Annotated in this window: 12 protein-coding genes; 8 read left to right on the top strand and 4 right to left on the bottom strand. The window is 63.9% G+C overall.

What is annotated here, in order from left to right; all coding sequences use genetic code 11:
* Window positions 1-45 precede the first annotated feature (45 nt).
* Window positions 46-252 (bottom strand): hypothetical protein, encoded by a 207-nt coding sequence (locus RB623_RS04495; protein ID WP_308055568.1) that lies wholly within the window; start codon window positions 250-252, stop codon window positions 46-48.
* 641 nt (window positions 253-893) lie between these two features.
* Between RB623_RS04495 and gyrB the strand changes: the two genes are divergently transcribed.
* Complete coding sequence (gyrB, locus tag RB623_RS04490) at window positions 894-3368, top strand: DNA topoisomerase (ATP-hydrolyzing) subunit B (RefSeq protein WP_308055567.1); 2475 nt, start codon at window positions 894-896, stop codon at window positions 3366-3368.
* Window positions 3369-3645: 277 nt separating this feature from the next.
* Window positions 3646-4647: a hypothetical protein gene (locus RB623_RS04485; RefSeq protein ID WP_308055566.1), complete on the top strand. Its 1002-nt coding sequence runs from the start codon at window positions 3646-3648 to the stop codon at window positions 4645-4647.
* Between the two features lie 25 nt (window positions 4648-4672).
* Here RB623_RS04485 and RB623_RS04480 read toward each other — a convergent pair whose 3' ends face one another.
* Entirely contained in the window at window positions 4673-5743 is a 1071-nt protein-coding gene (locus RB623_RS04480; RefSeq protein ID WP_308055832.1) for an ornithine cyclodeaminase, read from the bottom strand.
* Window positions 5743-6663 carry an arginase gene (gene rocF, locus RB623_RS04475; RefSeq protein WP_308055565.1) on the bottom strand — a complete coding sequence of 307 codons (921 nt, stop codon included), beginning with the start codon at window positions 6661-6663 and terminating at the stop codon, window positions 5743-5745. The genes RB623_RS04480 and rocF overlap by 1 nt, the downstream gene beginning before the upstream one ends.
* Before the next feature lie 136 nt (window positions 6664-6799).
* Between rocF and RB623_RS04470 the strand changes: the two genes are divergently transcribed.
* From RB623_RS04470 to RB623_RS04455, 4 genes are all read left to right on the top strand, one after another.
* Window positions 6800-7237 (top strand): Lrp/AsnC family transcriptional regulator, encoded by a 438-nt coding sequence (locus tag RB623_RS04470; RefSeq protein ID WP_308055831.1) that lies wholly within the window; start codon window positions 6800-6802, stop codon window positions 7235-7237.
* A gap of 106 nt (window positions 7238-7343) precedes the next feature.
* Window positions 7344-7730, top strand: coding sequence for a hypothetical protein (locus tag RB623_RS04465; RefSeq protein WP_308055564.1), 387 nt, complete (start codon window positions 7344-7346; stop codon window positions 7728-7730).
* Between the two features lie 98 nt (window positions 7731-7828).
* Complete coding sequence (locus tag RB623_RS04460) at window positions 7829-8383, top strand: copper chaperone PCu(A)C (RefSeq protein ID WP_308055563.1); 555 nt, start codon at window positions 7829-7831, stop codon at window positions 8381-8383.
* A 79-nt stretch (window positions 8384-8462) separates the two neighbouring features.
* Window positions 8463-9197 (top strand): MBL fold metallo-hydrolase, encoded by a 735-nt coding sequence (locus tag RB623_RS04455; protein ID WP_308055562.1) that lies wholly within the window; start codon window positions 8463-8465, stop codon window positions 9195-9197.
* A 174-nt stretch (window positions 9198-9371) separates the two neighbouring features.
* Here RB623_RS04455 and RB623_RS04450 read toward each other — a convergent pair whose 3' ends face one another.
* Window positions 9372-10145, bottom strand: a complete 774-nt coding sequence (locus RB623_RS04450) for an IclR family transcriptional regulator C-terminal domain-containing protein (protein ID WP_308055561.1) — start codon at window positions 10143-10145, stop codon at window positions 9372-9374.
* Window positions 10146-10270: 125 nt separating this feature from the next.
* Between RB623_RS04450 and RB623_RS04445 the strand changes: the two genes are divergently transcribed.
* On the top strand, window positions 10271-11128 hold the full coding sequence (locus RB623_RS04445) for a CoA-transferase (RefSeq protein WP_308055560.1): 858 nt from the start codon (window positions 10271-10273) through the stop codon (window positions 11126-11128).
* Window positions 11125-11910, top strand: coding sequence for a CoA-transferase subunit beta (locus RB623_RS04440; RefSeq protein WP_308055559.1), 786 nt, complete (start codon window positions 11125-11127; stop codon window positions 11908-11910). Before RB623_RS04445 ends, RB623_RS04440 begins: the two co-directional genes overlap by 4 nt.
* Window positions 11911-11932 lie beyond the last annotated feature (22 nt).

Raw genomic sequence — 11932 nt, 5'->3', positions numbered from 1 at the left:
CAGCGAGGAATCGGTCCCGCTTCCCGCCTGGAATCCGGGGACAGTCTACTCAATTCCGGTCCCCGCACTGCCGCCGCGGCAGCGCTTGAACCTGGAATTGAGTAAACTGTCCCCGGGATTTCCTGCGCAAAACGGGGAAAGAATTTGTCGCAAAAGGCGATATTTTTTTGCGGCAGCCCAGCCAAGCCCTTGTGTTTGCTTGACCCGCTTTCCTGCCCGAAGTGAAAAAATGCCGTCGAGGAAAATTTTCATCCCCCTCCCCAAAACCACGCGCATACTCGTCGGCAGTTTCTCCCGCGGGGACGCCGATCATGACGGTGGTTTGCGGGGAGGAACCGGCGTCCCGGAGATAGCGGCTAACGTGGCCGCGAAGGCCGGGGGCTGTCCCAAGAGTTCCCACATACACAACCTGGAGTATGTCTGCCAGTACGCAACTTGATCGCAGGTGAAAGCCGTAAGGCGATGGTTGATCGTAGCGGAACGGGACGGCAAAAGCACGCGCCGGACGGGCGGCCGCAAGGTCGCAGATTATTTACTAGATGAGCGATCGAACGGCCGCCCGTCTTCCCGAACTTCTCAATGGCCAGGGCGGATTTCCGCAGCGTGGTGAGGGGGAAGTGTGCCGACTTCCCCTCCCCCTTGAGGGGAGGGTCCGGCCGAAGGCCGGGGGAGGGGTCATAGCGGCCGCGCTCCGACGCAAAGCAACGTTGGCGTTTGGCCGCAGCGACCCCACCCGCCTCGCTTCGCTCGGCACCCTCCCCCCAAGGGGGAGGGAAAACCGCCGCGCCGATTGGAAAAACGGCGGGAAAGCGCCTATATTCGCAATGTCAAAAAAGAGGCGCGAATCGGCGGCATTCGACGCCCATAAAAATCAGTTCCAGCGAAAGCCTTTCATGAACGACGAGCTAGACAACGGCAACGGCGGCAGCGCTGAATATGGCGCGGATTCCATCAAGGTCCTGAAGGGCCTGGACGCGGTCCGCAAGCGGCCGGGCATGTATATCGGCGACACCGACGACGGCTCCGGCCTGCACCACATGGTCTACGAGGTCGTCGACAACGCCATCGACGAGGCGCTGGCCGGCCATGCCGACCTGGTGACCGTCGCGCTCAATCCCGACGGCTCCTGCACCGTCATCGACAACGGCCGCGGCATCCCGACCGACCTGCACCCCTCCGAAGGCGTTTCGGCGGCGGAGGTCATCATGACCCAGCTCCATGCCGGCGGAAAGTTCGACCAGAACTCCTACAAGGTCTCCGGCGGCCTCCACGGCGTCGGCGTCTCGGTCGTCAACGCCCTGTCGGTGTCGCTGAAGCTGAAGATACGCCGTGACGGCAAGATCCATGAAATGAGCTTCACCCACGGCAATGCCGACGCGCCGCTCGCCGTCACCGGCACCTACGAGCAGCACAAGCAGCCTGGGACCTACGAGGGCCGCAGCGGCTCGGAGATCACCTTCACGCCGTCCGCCGAAACCTTCACCATGGTCGAATTCGACTTCGGCACGCTGGAGCATCGGCTGCGCGAACTGGCCTTCCTGAATTCCGGGGTGCGCATCGTGCTGATCGACCGCCGGCACGCCGACGTGAAGCAGGTCGAGCTGAAATATGACGGCGGGCTGGAAGAGTTCGTCAAATATCTCGACCGCGCCAAGAAAGCGCTGATCCCGGCGCCAATCGCCATCCGCGCCGAGCGCGACGGCATCGCCGTCGAGGTGGCGATGTGGTGGAACGACAGCTACCACGAGAACGTGCTCGCCTTCACCAACAACATCCCCCAGCGCGACGGCGGCACGCATCTGGCCGGGTTCCGCGGCGCGCTGACGCGCCAGGTCACCGGCTATGCCGAAACCTCCGGCCTCACCAAGAAGGAAAAGGTGGCGCTGACCGGCGACGACTGTCGCGAGGGCCTGACGGCGGTGCTGTCGGTGAAGGTGCCCGACCCGAAATTCTCCTCGCAGACCAAGGACAAGCTGGTTTCGTCGGAAGTCCGCCCGGTGGTCGAAAGCTTGGTCAACGAGGCGCTCGGCACCTGGCTGGAGGAGCATCCGTCGGAAGCCAAGGTGCTGATCGGCAAGGTGGTCGAGGCCGCCGCGGCGCGCGAAGCCGCCCGCAAGGCGCGCGAGCTCACCCGCCGCAAGGGCGTGCTCGACATCGCCTCGCTGCCCGGCAAGCTGGCGGACTGCCAGGAGCGCGATCCGGCGAAATCAGAAATCTTCATCGTCGAGGGCGACTCGGCCGGCGGCTCGGCCAAGAGCGGCCGGTCGCGCCAGAACCAGGCCATCCTGCCGCTGCGCGGCAAGATCCTGAATGTCGAGCGCGCCCGCTTCGACCGCATGCTGTCGTCGGACATGATCGGCACGCTGATCACCGCGCTCGGCACATCGATCGGCAAGGACGAATTCAATGCCGACAAGCTGCGTTACCACAAGATCATCATCATGTCGGACGCCGACGTCGACGGCGCCCACATCCGCACCCTGCTGCTCACCTTCTTCTTCCGGCAGATGCCGGAGCTGATCGAACGCGGCCACCTCTACATCGCCCAGCCGCCGCTCTACAAAGTCTCGCGCGGCAAGAGTTCGCAATACATCAAGAACGAAAGCGCCTTCGAGGAATTCCTGATCGATTCCGGCATCGAGGACGCCTCGCTGACGCTCGGTTCCGGAGAGGTGCGCACCGGCCGGGACCTGCGCGCGGCGATCGAGGAGGCGCTCAGCGTGCGCGCGCTGATCAACGGCCTGCACACCCGCTACGATCGCAGCGTTGTCGAGCAGGCGGCAATCACGGGCGCACTGAAGCCGGAGATTTTCAACGATCTCGGCAGTGCCAATGCGATGGCGGCCGCGGTCGCGGAGCGACTCGACACCATTGCCGAGGACATCGAGCGCGGCTGGACCGGAAGCACGTCCGTCTCCAACGACGGCTCGGGCGGCTATGTGTTCGAGCGCATGCTGCGCGGCGTCAAGGACGTCGTCGGCCTCGACATGGCGCTGATCAACTCGGCCGACGCCCGGGCTCTCGACCGCCACGCCGCCCGGCTGGGGGAAGTCTACGGCACGCCGCCGGTGCTGCGCCGCAAGGATACGTCCGAGACGATTTCCGGACCGCTGGCTTTGCTGGCCGCGGTCTTCGCCGCCGGGCGAAAGGGCCTGACCATGCAGCGCTACAAGGGCCTCGGCGAGATGAATGCCGAGCAGCTATGGGAGACCACGCTCGACCCCAACGTGCGCACGCTGCTGCGTGTGCAGGTCAACGACGCCACCGACGCCGACTCGCTGTTCTCCCGCCTGATGGGCGACGAGGTCGAGCCGCGCCGCGACTTCATCCAGGAGAACGCGCTTTCCGTCGCCAATCTGGACGTGTGATACCGGCAAAACTCTAAGGAACACCGGCGGGCGGGAGCGCGTCGCCGCCGCCCGGTTGACGTCACGCCCATATTGTTTGATGTTGGAAACACCACACTTGTTTGTGCGACATCAAACTGTGCTACTTCCCATGCGAAGTCGGATCGAGGCATCGGCCTTCGACATCAACCGAGCATGCGCGATGCGGTCATGACCAATCCTAGGTTTCCCAGCAGCCCCGGCAGGCCGCCGCGGTCACTGTGTCTTCCGTCCCTCGTCGTTTCAAATGGGGCAAACCATGGGTGAGCTTTACGATCGCGTCGCGGCTCTCAACAAGCCGATCGCCGACAGGTGGAAGACCCGGACCAAGGAAGACACGAGCCGCCGCCTTACGGCGAGTGACATCGACTTCATCGCCGGTCCCGTCTTCAGTCCCGCGCACCGCATCACCGAAGACGAGGGCAAGGCGCTCGTCGCCCTGTTCGAGGAGAGCCTGTTCGCCGAGGGAGCGGGCCAACGCCTCAGGTTTTATGTGGAACGGGGACGCAAGGCCGAAAACCTCAACATGGTCCCGCTGACCACCGACGAGGAACTCAAGCACGTCCACGCCGCGCTCGGCAACGACGTCGTCGGCAAGATCCTGTTCAAGAGCCCGGGCACCAAGATCACCTATGCCCCGTTCGACTATCTCGGCGTGCGCGACCTCATCGGCAGGAAGCACATCACCGTGCGTCTAAGCAAGGCCGGCGGGCTTTCGCGCGCCGCAAGCACCCGCGGCATGTACGCCGCGAAGGGAAACACCCTTGATCTCTTCGACGAGGGCGTGGACCCGATTACACGCATGCTGACCGTCGTACACGAAACGACCCACGTCATTCAGGATTGGAAGGACATGCGTGCGACCATCCGCGCGCGGGAGGCCGACGCCTTCATCGCCGAGGCGGTCGCACAACACGCCCTGCGCGGCGAGTTGCATCTGATCGATCTCGACGAGGTGGATTCCGTCATCGCCACCGCGGCGCATTTCGTGCGCAAGCGCAACACTGACGAGACCAACAAGGCCTGGCTCGACGCGTACTGGGCAGTCGCCAAGATCATGGACAAGCACTATGCCTTCAGCACCCTGACGGCCAGTTGGGGTGCGGGAGAGAGCAACCCTGAAAGCCGTATCTTCGAGGAAATCCTGAGTTCGGTCCGAACCTCCGAGATGCTGCGCGAGTCGGTGCAGCGTTCGATCAAGGAGAACGCTGGTTACATGAAGCAGATCAGAGCCATCGACCTCACCAAATACGCGCGCTGAGCGGCCGAAGGGACGTGAACGTTCCCTATCCGGCGGCCGCCGTCGCCGCTCCGGCCGCCTGGGCGCGCAGCAGCATGCCGAACAGGTCGCGCGGCTCGTCCGGATCGGCGAGCAGGTCGAGTTCTTCGAAGAGGCCGGTGTCGCGCAGCTTGTCGCGCACGTAGCGCAGCGCCGAAAAATCCTCGATGGCGAAGCCGACCGAATCGAACAGCGTGATCTGCCGGGCAGTTTTGCGGCCCTCCGCCTTGCCGGCGATCACCTGCCACAGTTCGGTGACCGGGTGATCGGCGGCAAGCTGCTGGATCTCGCCCTCGATGCGCGTCTGCGGCGGGAATTCGACAAAAATGTCGGAGCGCAGCAGGATGTCGCGGTGCAACTCGGTCTTGCCGGGGCAATCGCCGCCGACAGCGTTGATGTGCACGCCCGGCCCCACCATGTTGTCGGTGAGGATCGTCGCATACTGCTTGTCGGCGGTGACGGTGGTGATGATCTCGGCGCCCTCCACCGCCTCCTGGCCGGTCGCGCAGACGGTGATGTCGAAACCCATTCCCGCAAGGTTTTTCGCGCACTTGCGCGACGCGCTTGAATCGATGTCGTAGAGCCGCAGCCGGTCGACGCCAGTCAGCGCCGTGAAGGCGATGGCCTGGAATTCCGACTGCGCTCCGTTGCCGATGATCGCCATGGTGCGAGCGCCCTTCGGCGCCAGGTGTTTGGCGGCCACCGCCGACATCGCCGCGGTGCGCAGCGCCGTCAGGATGGTCATTTCCGTGAGCAGCATGGGATAACCGCTGCCGACGTCGGCCAGCACGCCGAAGGCGGTGACGGTCTGCAGGCCCTCATGCGTGTTCTTCGGATGGCCGTTGACGTATTTGAATCCATAGAGCTTTCCGTCGCTGGTTGGCATCAGCTCGATGACCCCGTCATGGCTGTGGGAGGCCACACGCGGGGTCTTGTCGAACAACTCCCAGCGACGGAAGTCGTCCTCGATGTAGCCAGCCAGCTCGGTCAGGAACGTCTCGACGCCGACGGCGAGCACCAGCTTCATCATGTGGTCGACGCTGACGAACGGCACGATGTTGAGTTTCTGCTGCATGATCAAAAGCTCCTTGTCGGGCGGTCCATGATGCGCTTGCCCATCAGGCTGGCGGTGAGGTCGACCATCAGCGTCGCGGTGCGGCCGCGCTCGTCGAGGAAAGGATTGAGTTCGACCAGGTCGAGGCTGGTGACCAGTCCGCTGTCGGAGAGCATTTCCATGACGAGGTGCGCTTCGCGAAAAGTCGCGCCGCCGGGAACCGTGGTGCCGACGGCCGGCGCGATCGACGGGTCGAGGAAATCGACGTCGAGACTGACATGCAGCAGGCCGTTCTCCGCCTCGACCCGCGCCAGGAAGGCGCGGAGCAGCGCGGGTATGCCGTGCTCGTCGACGGCGCGCATGTCGTGCACGGTGACGCCGGCTGCCATCAGCGCCCGCCGCTCGGCCGGATCGACGCTGCGCAGGCCGAGCGTGCAGATGCGCGACGGATCGATCCGCGCCGCGAGATCGGGAAAATAGCCGGAAAAGCCGGGCTGGCCGCTGGCATAGGCGAGCGGCACGCCATGCAGATTGCCGCTGGTGGTGGTGTCGAGTGTGTGGAAATCCGGATGGGCGTCCAGCCACAGCACGAACAGCGGACGCCCCTGCTCGGCGGCGCGACGCGCCACGCCGGCGAGCGTGCCGGCCGAGATCGAATGGTCGCCGCCGAGGAAGATCGGCATGGCGTTTGCGCTGGCGGCATAGGCGCGTTCGGCGATCGCAGAGGTCCAGGCGGAGATTTCGGGCAGCGCCTTCAGCGCCAAATTGCCGTGCACGACCCGCGACGCAACGGCCGCCTGCACCGCGCCCAGATCCTCGACCTCATGGCCGAGGTCGCGCAGCGCCGAAACCAGCCCGGCGGTCCGCAGCGCACTCGGCCCCATCTCGCAGCCCATGCGCCCGGCGCCGTCCTGCACCGGCGCGCCGACGATTCTGCACAGCATCGGAAGCTCCCTCAAAAATGGAATTGTCAATCGCCGGCATTGGAGCAGACGCGCCTGACGAAACGAACAGATAAAATTGGCAAATCTTTCCAGATGGCTTATCGTTTCGATCATTCCGTGTATCGAATTGGCAATGATGGACACGCTTGACGAAAAACTGGTCACCCTGCTGCGGCACGACGCACGCCGCAGCATCTCCGACATCGCCATCGATCTCGGCGTGTCGCGCGCAACAGTGCGCAGCCGCATGGAAAGGCTGGAAAAGTCCGGCGACATCATCGGCTACACGGTGATCCTGCGCGCCGACGCGGTCGACCAGCGGGTGCGCGGCATCATGATGATCGAGATCGAGGGCCACGCGGCCGATCGGGTGATCCGCGCACTGGGCGGCTTTCCGGAGGTTTCGGCCATTCACACGACCAACGGCCGCTGGGACCTTGTGGTCGAGATCGGCACGACGTCGCTGACGGAACTGGACGCCGTGCTGCGGCGCATCCGTCTCATTGCGGGCATCACCGGATCGGAAACCAGCCTGCTGCTCGCAACACCGAGGACCACGCGGGCAAGGCTTTAGAATGCGGCATTCCGTGTCGCTGATCCGGAAGGCACGTTGCCGCAGCGGCACAATCCGGTTGGGGACCGGCCGCCTCCGTGCTAATCAAAATCCGGTTCGGGAGAAAATGCCCGTGAGGTTGTTGCGCGAGGATTGGAACAGGAGGCTGGCGCTGGTCGCCGCCGTGCTGTTCCTCGTCCAGGCGCTGGCGGGCGCCTCGGCGCTCGCGGCCGGGCGGACACAGGTCCCGCTGGACGCCTTCGGCAACCCGATCTGCATGACCGGCACGGACCATGGCGTTCCCGACGGTGGCGGCGATCACGGCAAGATGCCGGGATGCTGCATGCTGGGCTGCGGCGTTGCGTCCAGCCTTGCATCGCCGCCCGAAACGACTTCCTTCGCTATCGGTTTTGCGAGCGAATTCAAGCCGTTCATGCCGAAGGCGTACGTCGTTTTCGCGCCGGACGACGAGCACGATCCCAACAGTCCGCGGGCGCCACCTGCCCTGACCTGATCCTGCACGATCAATGTTCCGCCAACCGCGGACGCAGTCATCCTATCAATCCGATTCCGCAGCCTTTTCGAGCGCGGACCAACCATTGGACAATCGAAATGCGATTCTTTTCACGCGCCTCCGCGCACGCAATCGCCCGTTCCCGCTTCCGCAGCATCGAGGAGCGGATCGGCATCCTCGCTTTTTCGCTGATGCTGATCTTCGCGCTTTCCCGGCCGCTCTGGGCGCACGAGTTCAAGCTGGGCGACCTCGAGATCGGCCATCCCTGGTCACGCGAGATACCGGCCGGCGCAAAAGTCGCCGCCGGCTACATGGTCATCAACAATCACGGAGCCGCAGCGGACCGCCTCGTCTCCATTACCTCGCCGATCGCCGGAAAGGCGGAAGTCCATGAAATGTCGGTGAATTCCGAAGGTGTCATGACCATGCGACCGGTCACCGCCGGCGTCGAAATTCCCGCCGGCGGCGAGGTCGCCCTGAAGCCGGGCGCCTTTCACATCATGTTCATGGACTTGAAGGAAATCCCGAAGGCCGGCGTCAAATTCCCGAGCACCTTGACCTTCGAGAAGGCCGGCAAGGTCGACGTCGAATTCGCCGTCGAGGCAAAGAGCAACGAACCGGACCATTCGCAGCACCAAACCACCGGGGGCTGAAAAAACACGGCCTTTCTGATATTGCAGGCGGACTGCACGCCCGCCTGCTTTCGGCTTAAACCGTTGGAATGCAGCCATAATGCCGTCTTCCTGGTTCGAATCCCGGTCCGTTTCGCCCGGCGTGACGCTGATCACCGAGCCGTTCGTGCATTCGTTTTTCCGGGCCAACCTCTACCGCATCGAGGGCCGAGACTTCGACATCCAGCTCGACTTCGGTGTCGGAATATCCAGCCTTTCCAAGGCGGTGCCGGCAAAAGGCAAACCGGTCCTGGCGATCGCCACCCACGCCCATGTCGACCATGTCGGCAGTTTTCACGAGTTCGAACGGCGGGCCGGGCATGAAGCGGAGGCGGAGATTTTCCGGACGATGAAGGACGAGGGCACGCTGGCGTCGTGGTTCACGGGGCAGGACGAACCGATCGCGCGGCCGCCCTACGACGGCTATTCTTTAAACGATTACAGGCTATTACCGGCGCCGCTGAGCGAACTGCTCGGCGACGGCGACACCGTAGACACCGGCAGCCGGCGGTTCACGGTGCTGCACCTGCCCGGCCACTCGCCCGGATCGATCGCGTTGCTGGACGAAAACAACGGCGAATTCTTTTCGGGCGACGCCATTTACGACGATGAGCTGGTCGACGACATTCCCGGAGCAGACATCCCCGTCTATCTCAACACCATGAAAAGATTGGAAAAACTTGACATCCGCATCGGTCATGGCGGGCACGGGCCGAGCTTCGGCAAGGCACGGATGCAGGCGATCTCCCGGGGTTATATCGAAGACAGGACACGCTCCGGTTCGGCATTCCTGTAAGCACGTGAAGTTCGGAATATCGATAAATTACAATGGGTTGGACTTCCAATGACGGCAAAAGAGCCTGAAGCGCTTTAATCAGCCCCTGTTTTTGGCGGGTCGACGTTGAAAAATCCAGCCTTTGCGCTTCGCCGCACAGCTTTTCCGTTCGCGCGCCGACTCGATTTGTGCGCCTCACTGCAGGGCGAAAAAATCCTCGATCCGCTCGGCTGCCTGCTTCAACGGCGGCAACACGGTCCGCTTCATCTCGGCGACGGAAAACCGGGCCGATTGGGTCGAGACGTTGATTGCGGCGACGATCGTGCCCTGCCGGTCGCGGATGGGGACGGCGATGGAGCGCAGGCCGATCTCCAGTTCCTCATCGACAACGGCAAAACCCTGTTCGGCGGCCTGCCGCACCCTTCTGGCGATTTCCGACCCATCGATGACCGTCTTCGGCGTATGGGCGATGAGTTCCACGCTGCCGAGGAAGTCTGCGAGTTGCTCCTGGGTCATGCCGGACATCAGCACCCGGCCCATCGAAGTACAGTAGGCAGGCAGCCGCGTGCCGACCTGCAACGCCACCCGCATGATCCGCGCGCCGGGAATGCGGGCGACATAGACCACGTCATGACCGGAAAGCACGGCGGCCGAGCAGGACTCGTTCATAGCGGCCGCGACCTCGCGCATGAACGGTTCGGCAAAAGACCATAGAGACGTGCCCTCCAGCCAGGCGCGCGACAGCGACAGCAGCTTTGGCGACAGCGCGAAGACGCGCCCGTCCTGGCCGGCATAACCGGCGGCGACCAGGGTCAGCAGCAGGCGGCGCGCCCCGGCGCGGGTCAGGCCGGCGCGCTCGGCGGTGTCCGTCAGCGTCAGCCCGGCCGGATGCGCGGCGAGGATCTCGATCACGCCAAGACCTTTTTCCAGAGATCCGACGAGATCGCGCGAGGAAGACGCTTCCGGCATTGAACACAGCGTCCTTGCTTCGTGAAGGGTCGGGCGGTTGACATTTTCGAGCCTTCGCGAAATAGTATCGCATAAGAAACAAATGTTCGCAATACGAACTTTCTTCGTATGTTGGAGGTGACGCCGTGGCGAAATTCCTGCCGCTGAAGGAGGCGGTCGCGCAAAACCTGAAGGACGGCGACACCGCCGCCTTCGAGGGTTTCACCCACCTGATCCCGACCGCCGCCGCCCATGAGGCGATCCGCCAGGGTTTCAGGGACCTGACGCTGGTGCGCATGACGCCGGACCTGGTCTACGACCAGATGATCGGCATGGGGCTCGCGAGGAAGGCGGTGTTTTCCTATGCCGGCAATCCCGGCGTCGGCCTGCTGCGCCGGCTGCGCGACGCGGTGGAAAACGGCTTTCCGCACCCGCTGGAGATCGAGGAACATAGCCACGCCGCCATGGCCAACGCCTACGAGGCGGGCGCGGCCGGCCTGCCTTGCGCGATCTTCCGCGGCTATCGCGGCGCCGGACTGGCCGAGGTCAATCCGAACATCAGGTCGGTCACCTGCCCGTTCACCGGCGAGAAACTCGCCGCGGTGCCGGCGGTGCGCCCGGACGTGACCTTCATCCATGCCCAGAAAGCCGACCGCAAGGGCAATGTGCTGGTGGAAGGCATCGTCGGCATCCAGAAGGAAGCGGTGCTGGCGGCGAAACGCGCCGTGGTGACGGTCGAGGAAGTCGTCGACGATTTCGACGACCTGCACCCGAACCTCTGCGTGCTGCCCGCCTGGACGGTCCATACGATTTCGGTCGTGCCTGGCGGCTCGCATCCCTCCTATACGCATGGCTACTACGCCCGCGACAACGCGGCCTATCTGGAATGGGACGAGATCGCCGCCGACCGCGAGCGGTTCCGGGAATGGATGCAGAAGAACGTGATGGAAAAGACTGCCGAGGATTTCGCCGGCCGCGTCGAGCATCTGAGGAAAGCGGCATGAGCACCTTCACCCCCAACGAGATGATGACGATCGCGGCCTCGCGCGCCCTGACCAATGACGACGTCTGTTTCGTCGGCATCGGCGCGCCTTCGGCTGCCTGCAACGTGGCGCGGCTGACGCATGCGCCGGACATCACGCTGATCTACGAGAGCGGCACGATCGGCACCGCGCCGGAGGTGCTGCCGCTCTCCATCGGCGACGGCGAGCTCTGCGAGACGGCGGTGACCACCGTGCCGGTGCCGGAAATGTTCCGCTACTGGCTGCAGGGCGGCCGCATCACCATCGGTTTTTTGGGCGCCGCACAGCTCGACAGGTTCGGCAACATCAACACCACTGTCATCGGCGACTATTTCCATCCGAAGACCCGCCTACCTGGCGGCGGCGGCGCGCCGGAGATCGCCACCTCCTCGCACCAGGTCTACATCACCATGGCGCAGTCAAAACGCGGCATGGTGGAAAAAATCGATTTCTTCACCTCATTCGGGCACGGCGAGGGCGGCGACCACCGCAAAAGGCTGGGCATCGACACGGCTGGCCCCACACTGCTTATTACCGACCTTGCCATCTGGAAGCCGGACGCCGTGACCAAGGAGTTCACGGTGGTATCGCTGCATCCCGGCATGACGCGGGAAAAGGTGCAGGAGACCTGCGGCTGGACGGTGAAATTCGCCGAACGGCTGGAGGAAACGCCGGCGCCGACCGAACTCGAGTTGACAACGCTGCGCGACTTGCAGGCGCGGACGAAAGCGTCGCATGAGGGGACGGTGAAGAGGGCGGCTTAGCAACTCGTTACGCCCCCTCCAC

This window comes from Mesorhizobium sp. LHD-90, assembly GCF_030929505.1.
In the GTDB taxonomy this organism is placed as follows: Bacteria; Pseudomonadota; Alphaproteobacteria; order Rhizobiales; family Rhizobiaceae; genus Kumtagia.
Note: the sequence above shows the minus strand (reverse complement) of the source record. Positions and strands in the feature narration are given on the sequence as shown.

Excerpts from the sequence above, each read along its gene's own strand:
- RB623_RS04495 (WP_308055568.1), bottom strand. The coding sequence starts at position 252 with ATGAAAATTTTCCTCGACGGCATTTTTTCACTTCGGGCAGGAAAGCGG.
- gyrB (WP_308055567.1), top strand. The coding sequence starts at position 894 with ATGAACGACGAGCTAGACAACGGCAACGGCGGCAGCGCTGAATATGGC.
- RB623_RS04485 (WP_308055566.1), top strand. The coding sequence starts at position 3,646 with ATGGGTGAGCTTTACGATCGCGTCGCGGCTCTCAACAAGCCGATCGCC.
- rocF (WP_308055565.1), bottom strand. The coding sequence starts at position 6,663 with ATGCTGTGCAGAATCGTCGGCGCGCCGGTGCAGGACGGCGCCGGGCGC.
- RB623_RS04470 (WP_308055831.1), top strand. The coding sequence starts at position 6,800 with ATGGACACGCTTGACGAAAAACTGGTCACCCTGCTGCGGCACGACGCA.
- RB623_RS04465 (WP_308055564.1), top strand. The coding sequence starts at position 7,344 with ATGCCCGTGAGGTTGTTGCGCGAGGATTGGAACAGGAGGCTGGCGCTG.
- RB623_RS04460 (WP_308055563.1), top strand. The coding sequence starts at position 7,829 with ATGCGATTCTTTTCACGCGCCTCCGCGCACGCAATCGCCCGTTCCCGC.
- RB623_RS04455 (WP_308055562.1), top strand. The coding sequence starts at position 8,463 with ATGCCGTCTTCCTGGTTCGAATCCCGGTCCGTTTCGCCCGGCGTGACG.
- RB623_RS04450 (WP_308055561.1), bottom strand. The coding sequence starts at position 10,145 with ATGCCGGAAGCGTCTTCCTCGCGCGATCTCGTCGGATCTCTGGAAAAA.
- RB623_RS04440 (WP_308055559.1), top strand. The coding sequence starts at position 11,125 with ATGAGCACCTTCACCCCCAACGAGATGATGACGATCGCGGCCTCGCGC.